Here is a 15,543-nt window from a genome sequence, read left to right as displayed (position 1 = left end):
ATATCTTTCTTTTATTTTAACACATTTACAAAACAATGAAAACGGTTACAGCATAATTATAGTGAAATTTATAGAAAAAGATGTTATGATAACACTAGGAGGAAAAAACATGGAAGTTGGATTAATTATTATATTGTTTTTATCGAATGCTTTTGCATTGGATTGCCTTTATAATAAGAGAATAAAAACAACAGGTGCTTTATTGATTTTGAATTTATGTTTAACTGTTGCTTTAGCATATCAATTTGAACAAATGGGAAAAATTGTTCATTTGTTGTTATGTCTTATTGCAATGATTGTGTTATTTTTTGGTGTAAAGTTTTATTTAAAAAAGAAAAAAGAAAATACGACCGATCAGCGTCGTATGATTGAGGAGAAAGAGGACGAATTATGAAAACAATAGATTTTGAAATTGAAATGGAAAATGGAGAAGTGATGTCGGGAGAGTTATATCCTGAAATTGCTCCACGTACTGTAAAAAATTTTGTTGATTTAATTGAAAGTCATTTTTATGATGGATTAATCTTCCATCGTGTCATTGCGGGATTTATGATTCAAGGTGGTGGCTATGATAAAGATATGCATATTCATGAAACACCAGCAATTAAAGGAGAATTTAAAAGTAATGGTATCGATAATCCATTATTGCATACCAGAGGTGTGCTTTCAATGGCACGTACAATGATTAAGGATTCAGCAAGTTCACAATTCTTTATTATGCATGAAGATGCACCTCATCTTGATGGAGAATATGCTGCTTTTGGAAAAATTACGAAAGGAAAACATGTGATTGATGAAATTGCTAATGTGGCAACGGATGCTAGAGATTGTCCATTAGAACCAGTCGTTATTAAAACAATGAGGTTGATTTAAGATGAAATTATTTTATTTAAAAAACTGTCCTTATTGTCGTCAGGCATTTCAATGGATAGAAGAACTTTATCAGCAAAATAATCAATATCAGCAGATTCCTATAGAAACGATTGAAGAAAGTGAACAAAGTGAATTGGCTGATCGTTATGATTATTATTATGTTCCTTGTTTTTTTGAAGGTCAAAGAAAACTTCATGAAGGAGCAGTGACAAAAGAAGAAATTCAAAAGATATTTGAGGACTATTTAAAGGAGGAAAATGAATGAAAATTTTAGTCACAGGTGGTGCGGGATATATTGGAAGCCACACAGTTGTTGAGTTAATGCAGGAAGGACATGAAGTTGTGATTGTAGATAACTTTTACAATTCTAAGCCAGAAGCATTGGACAATATCACTAAGATTACAGGGAAAAGACCTGCTTTTTATGAAGTGGATTGTTGTGATGAAGAAGCTATGGAAAAGGTTTTTCAAGAACATCAAATTGATGGTGCTATTCATTTTGCAGGTTATAAAGCTGTTGGTGAGTCTGTTCAAAAACCAATGGAATATTATCAAAATAACTTGATGAGTACACTTGTTTTATGTCAATTATTAAGAAAATATAACTGTAAGAATTTAATCTTTTCATCAAGTGCAACTGTATATGGAAATCCTCATACAGTACCTATCAAAGAAGATTTTCCATTAGGTCCAACAACAAATCCTTATGGAACAACAAAATTAATGATTGAAAATATTTTAAGAGATATTTATATTTCTGATGACCAATGGAATATTGTTTTATTAAGATATTTCAATCCTATTGGTGCTCATGAGAGTGGTTTATTAGGAGAAGATCCAAATGGTATTCCTAATAACCTTGTGCCTTATATTTCTAAAGTAGCTGTTGGTGAATTAGAATGTTTAGGTGTCTTTGGTAACGATTATGATACACCAGATGGAACAGGTGTCAGAGATTATATCCATGTTGTGGATTTAGCAAAAGGACATGTCAAAGCCTTAAAGAAACTTGTTGGTGATCATGGTGTTTATACTTATAATTTAGGAACAGGACATGGTTATAGTGTTTTAGATATTGTGAAAGCTTATGAAAAAGCAAACAATGTCAAAGTCAACTATGAAATCAAACCAAGACGTGCCGGAGATATAGCAACTTGTTATGCAGATCCAGCTAAGGCAAGAGAAGAACTGGGATGGGTTGCTGAAAAATCATTAGAAGATATGTGCAAAGATGCTTATAACTTCATCATTCATAACAAAAAATAAAAATATTGGAAAGCTGTTAGCTGTAGAAGTTAACAGCTTTTTTGATGAAATGATATATTTATGAAACATTGAATGAAAAATGATATACTGAAAGTAGAGAGGTGATTGATAATGAAAAAGACTTTAAAAAAGATTTATATTTTGATATTTCCTGTTTTTTACTTGATGTTGATGTTATATTATCAATACATTCGTTATGATATATTGACTTTTATATCACAGCATAATTATCTTTTGACTATCACATGGATATTTATAGGATTAGGGATTATGACATCAATTTGGAATGGAATGTTGTTGGTGGATAAAAATAATAGGAAGATGGATATCATCTGTTTGATTGTCTGGTTTATATTGATTGTTGCTGGTTTTATTTGTTTATTTATATTGCCAGAAGTTTACCCTTTAAAGATTTATTATATGTTGGTAGATGGAATTCCTTTTCTTCTTTTCCTTATAGGAAATATAATAAGTTTATTAGGATATAATTTATTCCTTTATTATCACTGGCATAGAAAATAAGGAATAATCTCAAATTTAACTGTTTAAAATATTGATATTAAAAATACGATTCATTGTCGTATTTTTGTTTGTTTTATTTAATTTTTTGATACTTGCCTATGAAAAATGGCTATGATATTCTAGAAGTAGAAAAATGTATGAAATCTATAAGGGTGAGAAGATAAAAATGATTTAAACCTCAAATGATATTTTCTACTGCAAAAAAATGTCGGGGGGGGTATATAATGAAAAAAGGAGGGTATATGATGGAAGAAAATGTGATTGAAGTCAAACAACTATCAAAAAGGTTTCAAACAACTGTTGCTTTACAAGGATGTGATTTTGCGGTTCGAAAAGGGGAGATTTTTGGCTTTTTAGGTCCTTCGGGATCTGGAAAAACAACCACAATTAAATTGTTGACGGGACAGTTAAAAAGTGATGGAGGAGAGATTCAGATATTGAAAGAGAGTCCTTTTTCTTCAAAAATAAAAAGTCAAATAGGGATTATGAGTGATAATAGTGGTTTATATGAAAAGATGAGTGTTTATGATAATTTACTGTTATTTGCAAAAATCTATGGTATTGATAAAAGCTGTATTGAAAAAGTCTTGGAAGAAGTAGATTTATTAGAGGCGAAAAAACAGTTGGTTAGTCAATTATCAAAAGGAATGAAACAACGATTAATCTTTGCTAGAACAATTATTCATTCACCTTCACTTCTATTTTTAGATGAACCTACAGCTAATTTGGATCCTTCCACAGCAAATGAAGTGAGAGAAATCATCAAAAAACTGAATGCGAAAGGGACAACTGTCTTTTTAACAACTCATAATATGGAAGAAGCAGATGAAATGTGTCATCGTGTAGCCTTTTTGAATCATGGACATATTATTGAAAGTGGACAACCTAAAGCTCTCAAACTGAAATATTCTAAGAAACAGATTCGTATTAAAACAACTCAGCAGGATTATACGATTCCTTTAGATTTAAAACTTTTAAAGCAGGAATTGGAACAGATTGATGAATTATTAATGATTCACTCAATTGAGCCAACTTTAAAAGAAGTCTTTTTAACATTGACGAAGGAGGAATCATAATGAATATACGTATTTGTAAAGCATTGTTTATGAAAGATTTGAAAAATTGTTTTGTGAATAAAAATGTATTTTTAATGTTAGCTTTGCCCGTTTTATTTGGAGTCATGTATAAGTTTTTATTAGGAGATATACTTCAAGAAGCAACAGGGAGTTTTGTCATTGTGATGTGCATCGTTATGACTATTTCTATTATTCCATTGAATGTCTTAGCTAATATGGTAGCTGAGGAAAAAGAAAAACATACTTTGCGTTCGTTAATGTTAGCTAATGTCAGCGCAGCTGATTTTTTGTTAAGTAAAGCTTTTGTTGCATTGGTTTTGATGCTAATTGATGGAATCCTTATTTTCCTTGTTTGTCAAGAACCAATAGGATATTTCGTATATTTTCTTATCTTTTACATTTTAGCATCATTAAGTGTCTTATTTTTTGGAGCTTTGGTAGGTTTGCTTTCTAAAGATCAAATGAGTGCTGGAACCTTAAGTTCACCTTTAATGATTTTCTTAATGCTGCCACCTATTTTTAGTCAACTGAATGAAATGATTGAAAAGATTGCAGTTATTTTTCCAACAACCTCTTTCCAAACACTTTATTTACAATTATTAACAAATCAGCCTTTCTTTAATCAAGATACAGTGATAGCTATAATTGTTTGTATCGTATGGATTATTTTGGGTGTTATTGCTTTTATGTATGGTTACAAGAAAAAAGGATTAGATGATTAGGGAAATCGGTATTGATTTCTCTTTTTTTCATTCATTGAAAATGATAAAATAAGAAAAAGAAGGTGAGTCTATGGTAAGAAAACATATTATTTTTAAAGGACGTGTTCAAGGGGTTGGTTTTCGTATTACAGTTTATCAACAAGCGACACGTCTGCATTTAACAGGATGGGTAAGAAATTTGAGTAATGGGGATGTTGAGGCATGTATTCAAGGTGAGTGGGTACGTATTCAGCAGCTTATTGATCATATGAAAAGTATACGTTATATACGTATCGACGAGTGTATGATGGAAGATTTAGAGATTTTAAAAGAAGAAAAGGGATTTGAATTGAAATATTAATTATTTATCATGTCAAGTCTTTTCTTTTAAAAAATATCGGTTATAATAGGGATAGTTATTTTCATAGGAAAATTATAAAATCAAAAAACGTTGTTTTTATCAATGTTTTTTGATTTTGTTTGTGAACAAAGAAAAAACTGTGGACCTATAGAGCATATTCCTTTTTTTGAACTGGGGATTATGGTAAACTTACAGGTACAAGACTAAGGAGGAAGGATGTTTATGAAAATTATTAAGCGTAATGGAGCAGAAGTTTTATTTGATCAGACAAAGATTACAGCTGCAATTGAAAAAGCAAATAATGAAGTTGTAGGTAAAGATAGATTATCGGATGAAGATATTGATAATATTACAAATAATGTGAAGTATCAATGTGAAAAGATGAAAAGAGCTTTGAATGTTGAAGAAATTCAAAATCTTGTAGAAAATGAAATTATGAAATTGAATGCTTTTGCAGTAGCTAGAAAATATATTACATATCGTTATATGAGAGCATTAGTACGTAAATCAAATACAACTGATGAACAGATTTTAAGTTTGATTGAATGTGCAAATGAAGAAGTAAAACAAGAAAATTCTAATAAGAATCCAACTGTCAATAGTGTTCAAAGAGATTATATGGCAGGGGAAGTTAGTAAAGATATTACAAAACGTCTTTTATTGCCTGGTCATATTGTGAAGGCTCACGAAGAAGGAATTATTCACTTCCATGATTCAGATTATTTTGCTCAACATATGCATAATTGCTGTTTAGTTAATCTGGAAGATATGTTACAAAATGGAACAGTCATTAGTGAAACGATGATTGAAAGACCAAAAAGCTTTTCAACAGCTTGTAATATAGCGACACAAATTATTGCTCAAGTTGCAAGTTCACAATATGGGGGACAAAGTATTAGCTTGTCACATCTTGCTCCTTTTGTTGATGTCAGTCGTCAAAAGTTTAGAAAAGAAGTCCGTGAAGAATTTGAACAGGAAAATATTCCTGTCAGTGAAGAACAGATTAACGAATTGGCAGAATATCGTGTACGTAAAGAAATTAATCGTGGTGTTCAAATGATTCAATATCAGGTCATTACGTTGATGACAACAAATGGTCAAGCACCATTTGTGACAGTTTTTATGTATTTAAATGAAGTTCCTGATGGACAAATTAAAGATGACTTGGCTTTAATTATTGAAGAAACATTAAATCAAAGAATTTTAGGTGTTAAAAATGAAAAAGGTGTTTATGTGACACCAGCTTTCCCTAAGTTGATTTATGTTTTAGAAGAAGATAATATTAGTGAAAACAGCAAATATTGGTATTTAACTGAATTAGCAGCGAAATGTACAGCAAAACGTATGGTTCCAGACTATATTTCTGAAAAGAAAATGCTGGAATTAAAAGTGGATAAAAATAATGAAGGACATTGTTATACATGTATGGGATGTCGTAGTTTCTTAACACCTTATGTTGATCCAAAGACAAATAAACCTAAATATTATGGACGTTTTAATCAAGGTGTTGTGACTATTAATCTAGTAGATGTTGCTTGTTCATCACAAGGTGATATGAAAGAATTCTGGCGTATTATGGATGAAAGACTGGCTTTATGTAAAGAAGCTTTAATGTGTCGTCATAATCGTTTAAAAGGGACTGTCAGTGATGTTGCACCAATCTTATGGCAATATGGTGCACTGGCAAGACTTAAAAAAGGTGAAACGATTGATCAATTACTATATGGTGGATATTCAACAATCTCATTAGGTTATGCCGGTCTTTGTGAATGTGTGAAATATATGACAGGAAAATCACATACTGATCCAGATGCGACACCATTTGCTTTAGAAGTGATGCAACATTTAAATGATGCCTGTGCGAAATGGAAAGCAGAAGAAAATATTGATTTTAGTTTATATGGTACACCAATTGAATCAACAACTTATAAATTTGCGAAATGTCTACAAAAACGTTTTGGAAAAATTCCTGGTGTGACTGATAAAAACTATATTACGAATAGCTATCATGTTAATGTGACTGAAGAAATAGATGCCTTTACAAAATTAACTTTTGAATCACAATTCCAGAAATTATCTCCAGGAGGAGCAATTAGCTACGTTGAAGTACCAAATATGCAAGATAACATTGAAGCTGTTTTAGCTGTTATGAAGCATATTTATGAACATATTATGTATGCAGAATTGAATACAAAGAGTGACTATTGTATGGAATGTGGCTATGATGGTGAAATTCAAATTAAAGAAGATAAAGATGGAAAATTGATTTGGGTTTGTCCAAATTGTGGAAATACAAATCAGGATAAGATGAGCGTTGCCAGACGTACATGTGGATATATTGGAACACAGTTCTGGAATCAGGGACGTACACAAGAAATTAAGGAACGTGTACTTCATTTATAAAAATGAAATATGCAACGATTAAAACTGTAGATATAGCCAACGGAACAGGAGTGCGAGTATCACTCTTTGTTTCGGGCTGTACTCATCATTGCCCTGATTGCTTTAATGAGATTGCTTGGGATTTTCAATATGGTGAAGATTTTACACAAGACACAATTGATTTTATATTACAGGCATTAGCACCTCAACATATCTCAGGTCTGACATTGTTAGGCGGAGAGCCAATGGAACTTGTAAATCAAAAAGGTTTATTACCTTTATTAAGACAGGTTCATGAAAAGTATCCGGATAAGGATATTTGGTGTTATACAGGTTATCTGTATGAAGATTTACAACCTGGTGGGAGAGTCTATGGAGAGGATACGGATGAAATATTAAATTATTTAGATATCTTGGTTGATGGTCCTTTTTTAGTCGATCAAAAGAATATTCGTTTGAAATTTAGAGGTTCTGAAAATCAAAGAATTATTGATATAAAGAGAACAAATCAAGCTCATAAGGTTGTTTTATGGGATGGAAAGTGATTAAAAAAATCACTTTTTTTGTGTGAAAAACAAAAAAAGAAGTGATAAAAAATAAAAAAATCCTAAAATAAGTAGATATTTTTTAGAAAATTATATATAATGTAATGGCAGTGAAGGGAGGATTTTAAGTGAAAGAAGGCATTAGACGAGAGTATAAAAAGCAATATGATGCTTCAACCAAAAAAATAGATGTTGTTGATGTACCAGAATTTAATTTTTTAATGGTTGATGGAATTGGAAATCCTAACGTTGAAGAATTTAAACTGAAAGCAGAGGCTTTACATATATTATCTAAGGCAATTAAAGATTATTTTAAGGAAAAAATGGATTTATTGTATTTGATTTCTCCATTAGAAGGATTATGGGATACATATGATAATAGTCAATTTGATGTCACAAGAAAAAAGATGATCAAATTTACTTTGATGATTGCTCAACCAAAAGTCCTTGATGAACAAACTTTTGAAATGATTAGAGAAAGTGTGACTTTAAAAAAAGATAATCCATATCTTATTGATGTTTATTTAAAAAAGTTTCAAGAGGGACGATGTGTTCAGATGTTGCATAAAGGAGCTTATAATACTGAAATTAATACAACCAAACAGATTATGGAATATATTACAATTCAAGGAATGAAACTAAGTGGATTTCATCATGAGATTTATTTAAATGATCCAGAAAAGAATCCAGTTGATAAATTAAAAACAATTGTAAGATATGCTATTGAGGAGGATGGGGTATAGCCCCTTTTTTTATAGGAGGAGAAAATTATGTTATTTGTATCATGGAATGTGAATGGTTTAAGAGCGTGTTTAAATAAAGGGTTTGCAGATTTTTTCTTATCTGTGAATGCTGATATTTTTGCAATACAGGAAACAAAATTGCAAAAGCATCAATTGGATTTAAAGTTTGATGGCTATTTTTCTTATTATAATGATGCGATAAAGAAAGGATATAGTGGAACAGCAATCTATACAAAGAAAGAACCACTCAATGTCACTTATGGATTAGGTATTGATGAACATGATCAGGAAGGTCGTGTGATTACATTAGAATATGAAAATTTCTATTTTATAACAGTATACACACCTAATTCAAAAAGAGGATTAGAACGATTGGACTATCGTCAAGTATGGGAAGATGCTTTTAGAGAATATGTTTGTAGGTTGAAACAAAACAAAGCAGTTGTCATATGTGGAGATTTAAATGTAGCTCATCAAGAAATTGATTTGAAAAATGATAAAACAAATCATAAAAATGCTGGATTTACAGATGAGGAAAGACAAAAATTTACTGAGTTACTAGAGAGTGGTTTTATTGATACGTTTAGATATAGATATCCAACATTAGAGAAGTATTCATGGTGGTCATATATGTTTAAGGCAAGAGAAAAAAATGCAGGTTGGCGTATTGATTATTTTGTTGTATCAGATGATTTAAAAGAACAGATTGAAGATGCTTATATCTATAATGATATATTGGGTTCTGATCATTGCCCAGTTGGTGTGAAAATGGAGGGATTAATGTGAAATGGATGATTATTTCTGATATTCATGGATCTTATGATGATTTAAAAAAAGTGATGGAGATTTATGAAGAAGAAAAGATGGAAAAGTTGATTATATTAGGCGATATATTATATCATGGACCAAGAAATCCTTTACCGGAAGGTTATCAGCCTCAAAAGGTTATAAACCTACTGAATCAATATAAGGATAAGATTATGGCAGTTAGAGGTAATTGCGATGCAGAAGTAGATCAGATGGTTTTGGAATTTCCTATGCGTGGGGATTATAGTGAATTATATGCTGATGGGTATCGCTTCTTTTTAACGCATGGACATTTATATGATGAAACACATTTACCAATGTTACACAGTGGAGATATTTTTATGTATGGTCATTTTCATAAACCTGTTTTAAAGAAAGAAAATGGTATTGTTTTATTGAATCCTTCTTCTATATCTTTGCCTAAAGCTGGGCAGAAAAGTTTTGGAGTTTATGAAGATGGTGAATTAAAAATTGTTACTTTAGATAAAAAAGTGCTTCAAAGCATGAAATTATCATAAAAATATAAAAAAACCGTGAAATTAAATAAAAAGTATGGTATTTTTATATTGGTGAGGTGAGTTTATGGCAAAGTACAGAGATATTGCTGATGATATTCGTCAGAAAATAAAAAATCAAGAATATACTTTTGGTCAAAAACTCCCTTATGAGTATGTATTGTGTATGAGCTATCATTGTAATAAAGAAACAATGAAAAAAGCTTTAGATATTTTGGTTAAAGAAGGTTTGATTATTCGTAGACGTGGGGCTGGAACATTTGTGAAGGATTATGATCCAGCTATGGATAATCCAGTAAGTAAATTTGGACGTGGTTTGACTGAACAATATAAAGGGATTAAAGAAGTCACAAGCAATGTTCTAGAATTTGAAGTTGTTCCAGCAGATGAACTTTTATCAGAAAAATTACAAATAGATGTTGGAGATTTTGTTTATCATATTATAAGATTAAGGTTTTTAGATAAAGTTCCACATTTAATTGATATTACATATATTCCTATTAGTGTGATTCCAAACTTAAAATTACAACATCTTAAAGGTTCTATATATAGTTATATTGAAAATGTTTTAAAGCTAAAAATACAAAGCTGTCATTTAACTATACAAGCTGCTTTGTCAACCCCTTTAGAACAACAATATCTTGGATTGAAAGAAAATGAACCATATATTCAAGAAGAACAGATTTCATATTTAAGCAATGGTTCTATATTTGAATATACTTTATCAAGGCAGCATTATGCCCATTTTGAATTTCAAACTGTTATTATTCAACAATAAGCATGACTTTATTTTGTCATGTTTTTATATTAATAGAACAATTGTGCCGGAGAGTGTTTTTTTTGAGATGTATTATGCTATAATGTAATCAAAAAGAAAGGAAAGATCATGATGAAGCGTATCACAACAGGAACAGAAAATTTTAAAGAATTCATGGATAAGAATTATTATTATGTTGATAAGACAATGCTTATAGATGATGTCTTAAGTGATAAGGTGATGTTGTATACAAGACCTAGACGTTTTGGGAAAACATTAAACATGAGTATGCTTTATTATTTCTTTTCTAATCAGGAAAAAGAAAATGCTTATCTTTTTGAGGGTTTGAATGTATCAAAACATCAACATCTCATGCTTCATCAAAATCAATATCCTGTTATTTTTCTATCGTTAAAAGATATGAATAATGATACTTTTGAAGATCAAATATACAAATTTTCATCTTTGATATCAAAAATTATAGATAAGTACGAAAATGTTTTGAATAGTAGAAGTATTAATGCAAGGCAAAAGAAAATCTTAAAGAAATATCAGAACTTAGAATCGAATCAAAATGAGTTGAAAGAGTCTTTATTTAATCTTTCAAATATATTCTATCAACATTATCATCAAAAAGTTATCATTCTCATAGATGAATATGATGTGCCTTTACAGAGTGCCTATCAACATGACTACTATGATGAAATGGTTGATTTTATAAGAAGTGTCTTTTCATCTGCTTTAAAAACCAATGATGCACTGGAAAGAGGAGTATTGACTGGTTGTCTTAGAATATCTAAAGAAAGCATCTTTACAGGTCTTAACAACTTTACAGTCAGAACCATCATGGATGTAGAAGCTTCTGATTGCTTTGGATTTACCCAAGAAGAAATTGATGAACTTTTGAAATACTATAATCTTATGGATAATCGTCAAGAGATGAAGGAATGGTATGATGGCTATCTGTTTGGAAAGACGGAAATCTATAATTCATGGAGTGCCTTGAACTATGTCAAGAAATTACTGAATGATGACCATTTTCAGGCTGTATCTTTCTGGGCGAATACCAGCAGCAATGATCTTGTTAAAACATATATCGAATATGCAACGATGACAATGAAGGAAGAATTTGAAAGACTAATCAATGGTCAAAGCATCATCAAGAAGATTGTTCCTGAACTGACGTATCGAGAAATGGACTTTCATAGTATTCAGACAATGAATGACAATGTGTATAGTTTTCTGTTGTTTACTGGCTATCTGAAAATCAAGAGTAAGGTTGATAATAATCATCCTTATACCTATGAACTTGTGATTCCTAATAAAGAAGTCAAATATATCTATGAAGATATCTTTATGAAATGGTTTGACAGTTATCAAAGAGAACGAAAGGGAAAGTTTATTGATAAGCTCATAAAAGGTGAAATGATTGAAGCTATAGATTTATTGAATGATGTGCTGGAATCAAGTATTAGTTATTATGATAGTCTGGAAAGTTTTTATCATGGTTTTATGGTAGGCTTTCTGCAGGAAACAGAATATGAAATACAGTCTAACAAAGAAAGTGGCGAAGGACGATTTGACATAGCTTTAGTACCAAGAAGAATCACAAGAGAATGTATTATTCTTGAATGTAAGCACAGTAAGAGTGTAGGAACATTAATACAGGATAGTCAAATTGCAGCTGACCAGATTGTTCAAAAAGGCTATCGTGAAATATTTATAAGACAGGGATATCCAAAAGTTTTAGGATTTGGTATATCATTTTATCGAAAACAATGTTATATAACAAAATGTAAAGATTGATATTTTAGTAAAACAAGTCACCTATCTTAATTGTAATGACTTGTTTTTTATTTGTAAAACCATGAAAATATATAAATTTAGAATAAAAAACAGGTAAAATAAACTAAAAATAAAGTAAAAATATTAATTAAAACCATATTTTATTGGAAAAGTACCATACTTTTCATATAAAAGCATTGACTTTTATATGAAAAGAATTTATACTTATATTGTCAAAAATATTTTAAGGGAGGAAAAATTTTATGGATGCTTTTGCTGATAAGCTAGGGCGTATTGGAGCTTGGTGCGGTCAAAACAAGTACTTAGGTTCAATTAAAAATGCGTTCCAAAACTTTATGCCAGCAACTATCGCTGGTGCCATTGGGGTTTTATGGACAAACGTATTGGTTAACAAATCAAGCGGTTTAGGAGCTTTATGGGAACCAATCATGGCTTTAGAAGTTGTTAACCCTGTATTTGCTGCAATTCAATTTGCAACTATTTCATGTATCGCTATTGGTGTAGTTATGTTAGTTGGGCAAGAAATTGCTGAAGCTAATGGTGAAACTGGTGCTTTCCCAGCAGTATTATCATTTATTGCTTGGTTAGTAGTTACTCCAAATAGTTATTCTGTAGGAGGTCAAGCACTTTCTGATGCTGCAGGTAATGCTGTTATGAAAGTCGTAGACGGAAAAGAAGTAGCAGTTACAGTAGCTGATAAATTAGGAGATTTAACTCCAGCTGCATTCTCTGGTATTAGTGCTAACTATACAGGAGCTACTGGTTTATTTACTGCATTAATCGTTGGTATCTTAGCTATGGAAATTTATGGATGGTTAAGAAAACAAGATGCATTAAAAATCAAAATGCCTGAACAAGTACCTCCAGGTGTTTCTCGTGCATTCGAAGTTTTAATTCCAGCATTCTTAATGTTAGTTATCGTTGGTTTAATTGGTCATGTTGCATATTTAGCAACTGGTAAATATTTAAATGACTTAATTTCTTATTACATTCAACAACCATTAACTAATATTATTGGTGGTAATATCTTTGCAGTGTGCTTAATGTATGTATTAATCTCATTATTCTGGTTAGTTGGTATTCATGGTAACAACATGATGGCAGCTGTTAAAGAACCAATCTTCAAACCTATGTTATATGCTAATACTGCATTATTCACTGAAGGTAAAACAATGCCTTTAACTGCTGAAATTCAAGCTCATGGATATTATGATTTGAACTTAGGTTTGTTAGTAATGTTTGGTGAATTCGGTGGTTCTGGTGTTACTATTGGTTTAGTTATTGCAATCTTTATCTTTGGTAAACGTGCTGATAACCGTGCAATTGCTACATTATCAGTTGTTCCTGGATTATTCAACATTAACGAAACAGTAACATTTGGTATTCCATTAGTATTGAACCCAATCTTAGGTATTCCATTTATCATTGCTCCAGTAGCAAGTATCGTTTTAGGTTATGTATTAACACTTATGAAAATCATGCCTACCGTTGTACTTGAAGTTCCTTGGACAATGCCACCAGTATTCTATGGATTCTTAGCAACAGGTGGTAACCCAATGGGTGCTGTATGTCAAATTTTAGCAGTAGTGTTAGTAACTCTTATTTACATTCCATTTGTTATCTTCTATGAAAGATATCAAAATAAACAAGCTGCTGAAGCTGAATAAGATTTAAATTGAAAATAAAAGGTTGTGCTATAATAGTTTATCTATTAATAGCATCAACCTTTTTTCATTTAAAATTTTATCTGAACATTCATAATTTATAAAGGAGAAGAAAATGAAATTTCCAGAAAACTTTTTATGGGGTGGTGCAGTCACTGCTCATCAAAGTGAAGGTGCATATAATATTGATGGAAAATTGCCTTCAGTATGTGATTTATTGGCTAGAGATGATGCTTCGAATTTTCACGATGGTGTAGATAGTTATCATCGCTATGATAAAGATTTTGCGTTATTTGAAGAAATGGGATTTAAAAGTTATCGTTTTTCAATAGATTGGTCAAGAGTGATGCCAGATGGTTTTCGTTTCAATGAAGAAGGAATGGCATTTTATGATCGTTATATTGATAGTATGATTGCTCATGGAATGGAACCTATTTGTTCTTTATATCATTTTGAAATGCCGATGGTATTATATGAAAAATATAATGGATTTTATTCACGCATTGTCGTTGATCAATTTATTAAATATGCTTATAAAATGATTGATAGATATGGTGATCGAGTCAAAAAATGGATTTCTTTTAATGAGCATAATGGAATTATATTGGGTGGTCATAAATTAGCATATGGTGCCATTTGCCCTGAGGGTGTGAAGGAAGAATTGTTTTTTCATCAATTAATGCATAATTCATTATATGCACATGCTAAAGTGACGGAAAAAGTTCATACAATAGAAAATGGTTTAATGTTGGGAATGGTTTTGTATATTCCTCACTATAGTGCATCTTGTCATCCTATGGATGAATTAGCAGCAAGAAATCATATGGAAAAAACAAATGTTTTTTTGGATGCATTTGTTCATGGTGAATATAGTCCTTATTTTTTAAATAAGATGCAGCATGATCAAACAATGCCTGTTATGGAAGATAATGATTTGAAAATAATGAAGAAAAATACGGTGGATTGGATTTCTTTAAGTTATTATAACAGTGATATTGTACAGCATGATTCTCAATATTCGTATCATATTCTTAATAATCCCTATTTAGAAGTATCTCAGTGGAATTGGTCAGTCGATCCTGTGGGTCTTCGTATCGCTTTAAGAGATATTTATGAAAAGTATCGTTTACCAGTTATGGTAGTTGAGAATGGTTTAGGTGTCGAAGACATCTTTGAAAATGGAACAGTCATAGATGATAAAAGAATAGCCTATCTTGATGCACACATTAGGCAAGTTGGAAAAGCTATTGAAGAAGGTGTGGATTGTAGAGGTTATCTTGTTTGGGGTCCTATTGATATATTATCATCACAAGCAGATATGAATAAACGTTATGGAATGATTTATGTGAATAGAGATAATGATAATCTAAAAGATATGAATAGATATAAGAAGAAATCTTTTGAGTGGTATAAAAATGTTATCCAATCAAATGGTGGAACAATTGATGATGAATAAAATATATAAAATGTAAGATAAGAGAAATTTTTAAATTGTTATTTATGTCAATATCATGTATAATAGACA

17 protein-coding genes are annotated in these 15,543 nt (G+C 30.8%); all 17 read left to right on the top strand.

Annotated elements, in window-relative coordinates; translation table 11 throughout:
* The first annotated feature begins 109 nt into the window (after nucleotides 1–109).
* The 17 genes from ACGHJ8_RS10980 to ACGHJ8_RS10900 all read left to right on the top strand — a co-directional run bounded on the left by ACGHJ8_RS10980 (nucleotide 110) and on the right by ACGHJ8_RS10900 (nucleotide 15,474).
* The gene (locus ACGHJ8_RS10980) at nucleotides 110–394 is read left to right on the top strand and encodes a hypothetical protein (RefSeq protein ID WP_087358797.1); all 285 of its coding nucleotides are present in this window, start codon (nucleotides 110–112) and stop codon (nucleotides 392–394) included.
* The gene (locus ACGHJ8_RS10975) at nucleotides 391–873 is read left to right on the top strand and encodes a peptidylprolyl isomerase (RefSeq protein ID WP_087358795.1); all 483 of its coding nucleotides are present in this window, start codon (nucleotides 391–393) and stop codon (nucleotides 871–873) included. Before ACGHJ8_RS10980 ends, ACGHJ8_RS10975 begins: the two co-directional genes overlap by 4 nt.
* Nucleotide 874: 1 nt before the next feature.
* The gene (locus ACGHJ8_RS10970; RefSeq protein WP_087358792.1) at nucleotides 875–1,138 is read left to right on the top strand and encodes a thioredoxin family protein; all 264 of its coding nucleotides are present in this window, start codon (nucleotides 875–877) and stop codon (nucleotides 1,136–1,138) included.
* On the top strand, nucleotides 1,135–2,139 hold the full coding sequence (gene galE, locus ACGHJ8_RS10965) for a UDP-glucose 4-epimerase GalE (protein ID WP_087358790.1): 1,005 nt from the start codon (nucleotides 1,135–1,137) through the stop codon (nucleotides 2,137–2,139). The genes ACGHJ8_RS10970 and galE overlap by 4 nt, the downstream gene beginning before the upstream one ends.
* 111 nt (nucleotides 2,140–2,250) lie before the next feature.
* The gene (locus ACGHJ8_RS10960; RefSeq protein WP_390540368.1) at nucleotides 2,251–2,661 is read left to right on the top strand and encodes a hypothetical protein; all 411 of its coding nucleotides are present in this window, start codon (nucleotides 2,251–2,253) and stop codon (nucleotides 2,659–2,661) included.
* Nucleotides 2,662–2,906: 245 nt separating this feature from the next.
* A complete protein-coding gene (locus tag ACGHJ8_RS10955) occupies nucleotides 2,907–3,737 on the top strand; it encodes an ABC transporter ATP-binding protein (protein WP_390540366.1) in 831 nt (276 codons plus the stop codon).
* Nucleotides 3,737–4,459 (top strand): ABC transporter permease, encoded by a 723-nt coding sequence (locus ACGHJ8_RS10950; protein ID WP_390540364.1) that lies wholly within the window; start codon nucleotides 3,737–3,739, stop codon nucleotides 4,457–4,459. Before ACGHJ8_RS10955 ends, ACGHJ8_RS10950 begins: the two co-directional genes overlap by 1 nt.
* Before the next feature lie 70 nt (nucleotides 4,460–4,529).
* Nucleotides 4,530–4,799: an acylphosphatase gene (locus ACGHJ8_RS10945; RefSeq protein ID WP_087358784.1), complete on the top strand. Its 270-nt coding sequence runs from the start codon at nucleotides 4,530–4,532 to the stop codon at nucleotides 4,797–4,799.
* Between the two features lie 222 nt (nucleotides 4,800–5,021).
* Nucleotides 5,022–7,202, top strand: a complete 2,181-nt coding sequence (gene nrdD / locus ACGHJ8_RS10940) for an anaerobic ribonucleoside-triphosphate reductase (RefSeq protein WP_390540362.1) — start codon at nucleotides 5,022–5,024, stop codon at nucleotides 7,200–7,202.
* A 2-nt stretch (nucleotides 7,203–7,204) separates the two neighbouring features.
* Nucleotides 7,205–7,726, top strand: a complete 522-nt coding sequence (gene nrdG / locus ACGHJ8_RS10935; RefSeq protein ID WP_390540360.1) for an anaerobic ribonucleoside-triphosphate reductase activating protein — start codon at nucleotides 7,205–7,207, stop codon at nucleotides 7,724–7,726.
* 128 nt (nucleotides 7,727–7,854) lie between these two features.
* Nucleotides 7,855–8,469 carry a GyrI-like domain-containing protein gene (locus ACGHJ8_RS10930; protein WP_087358780.1) on the top strand — a complete coding sequence of 205 codons (615 nt, stop codon included), beginning with the start codon at nucleotides 7,855–7,857 and terminating at the stop codon, nucleotides 8,467–8,469.
* A gap of 27 nt (nucleotides 8,470–8,496) precedes the next feature.
* A complete protein-coding gene (locus ACGHJ8_RS10925) occupies nucleotides 8,497–9,255 on the top strand; it encodes an exodeoxyribonuclease III (protein WP_390540356.1) in 759 nt (252 codons plus the stop codon).
* A complete protein-coding gene (gene yfcE / locus ACGHJ8_RS10920; RefSeq protein WP_087358776.1) occupies nucleotides 9,252–9,794 on the top strand; it encodes a phosphodiesterase in 543 nt (180 codons plus the stop codon). Before ACGHJ8_RS10925 ends, yfcE begins: the two co-directional genes overlap by 4 nt.
* Nucleotides 9,795–9,858: 64 nt before the next feature.
* Nucleotides 9,859–10,569 carry a GntR family transcriptional regulator gene (locus tag ACGHJ8_RS10915; RefSeq protein WP_087358774.1) on the top strand — a complete coding sequence of 237 codons (711 nt, stop codon included), beginning with the start codon at nucleotides 9,859–9,861 and terminating at the stop codon, nucleotides 10,567–10,569.
* A gap of 108 nt (nucleotides 10,570–10,677) precedes the next feature.
* Nucleotides 10,678–12,354: an AAA family ATPase gene (locus ACGHJ8_RS10910; RefSeq protein WP_390540354.1), complete on the top strand. Its 1,677-nt coding sequence runs from the start codon at nucleotides 10,678–10,680 to the stop codon at nucleotides 12,352–12,354.
* 242 nt (nucleotides 12,355–12,596) lie between these two features.
* Nucleotides 12,597–14,021, top strand: coding sequence for a PTS sugar transporter subunit IIC (locus tag ACGHJ8_RS10905; RefSeq protein ID WP_390540352.1), 1,425 nt, complete (start codon nucleotides 12,597–12,599; stop codon nucleotides 14,019–14,021).
* 112 nt (nucleotides 14,022–14,133) lie between these two features.
* A complete protein-coding gene (locus ACGHJ8_RS10900) occupies nucleotides 14,134–15,474 on the top strand; it encodes a glycoside hydrolase family 1 protein (RefSeq protein WP_390540350.1) in 1,341 nt (446 codons plus the stop codon).
* Nucleotides 15,475–15,543 lie beyond the last annotated feature (69 nt).

The organism is Massiliimicrobium timonense, assembly GCF_042850985.1.
Taxonomy (GTDB): Bacteria; Bacillota_I; Bacilli_A; order Erysipelotrichales; family Coprobacillaceae; genus Allocoprobacillus.
Note: the sequence above shows the minus strand (reverse complement) of the source record. Positions and strands in the feature narration are given on the sequence as shown.

What these genes read in the sequence shown, in the direction of transcription:
- galE (WP_087358790.1), top strand. Translation starts at nt 1,135, where the DNA reads ATGAAAATTTTAGTCACAGGTGGTGCGGGATATATTGGAAGCCACACA.
- ACGHJ8_RS10975 (WP_087358795.1), top strand. Translation starts at nt 391, where the DNA reads ATGAAAACAATAGATTTTGAAATTGAAATGGAAAATGGAGAAGTGATG.
- ACGHJ8_RS10905 (WP_390540352.1), top strand. Translation starts at nt 12,597, where the DNA reads ATGGATGCTTTTGCTGATAAGCTAGGGCGTATTGGAGCTTGGTGCGGT.
- ACGHJ8_RS10900 (WP_390540350.1), top strand. Translation starts at nt 14,134, where the DNA reads ATGAAATTTCCAGAAAACTTTTTATGGGGTGGTGCAGTCACTGCTCAT.
- ACGHJ8_RS10980 (WP_087358797.1), top strand. Translation starts at nt 110, where the DNA reads ATGGAAGTTGGATTAATTATTATATTGTTTTTATCGAATGCTTTTGCA.
- ACGHJ8_RS10960 (WP_390540368.1), top strand. Translation starts at nt 2,251, where the DNA reads ATGAAAAAGACTTTAAAAAAGATTTATATTTTGATATTTCCTGTTTTT.
- ACGHJ8_RS10915 (WP_087358774.1), top strand. Translation starts at nt 9,859, where the DNA reads ATGGCAAAGTACAGAGATATTGCTGATGATATTCGTCAGAAAATAAAA.
- nrdG (WP_390540360.1), top strand. Translation starts at nt 7,205, where the DNA reads ATGAAATATGCAACGATTAAAACTGTAGATATAGCCAACGGAACAGGA.
- nrdD (WP_390540362.1), top strand. Translation starts at nt 5,022, where the DNA reads ATGAAAATTATTAAGCGTAATGGAGCAGAAGTTTTATTTGATCAGACA.
- ACGHJ8_RS10910 (WP_390540354.1), top strand. Translation starts at nt 10,678, where the DNA reads ATGATGAAGCGTATCACAACAGGAACAGAAAATTTTAAAGAATTCATG.
- ACGHJ8_RS10950 (WP_390540364.1), top strand. Translation starts at nt 3,737, where the DNA reads ATGAATATACGTATTTGTAAAGCATTGTTTATGAAAGATTTGAAAAAT.
- ACGHJ8_RS10925 (WP_390540356.1), top strand. Translation starts at nt 8,497, where the DNA reads ATGTTATTTGTATCATGGAATGTGAATGGTTTAAGAGCGTGTTTAAAT.
- ACGHJ8_RS10945 (WP_087358784.1), top strand. Translation starts at nt 4,530, where the DNA reads ATGGTAAGAAAACATATTATTTTTAAAGGACGTGTTCAAGGGGTTGGT.
- ACGHJ8_RS10955 (WP_390540366.1), top strand. Translation starts at nt 2,907, where the DNA reads ATGGAAGAAAATGTGATTGAAGTCAAACAACTATCAAAAAGGTTTCAA.
- ACGHJ8_RS10970 (WP_087358792.1), top strand. Translation starts at nt 875, where the DNA reads ATGAAATTATTTTATTTAAAAAACTGTCCTTATTGTCGTCAGGCATTT.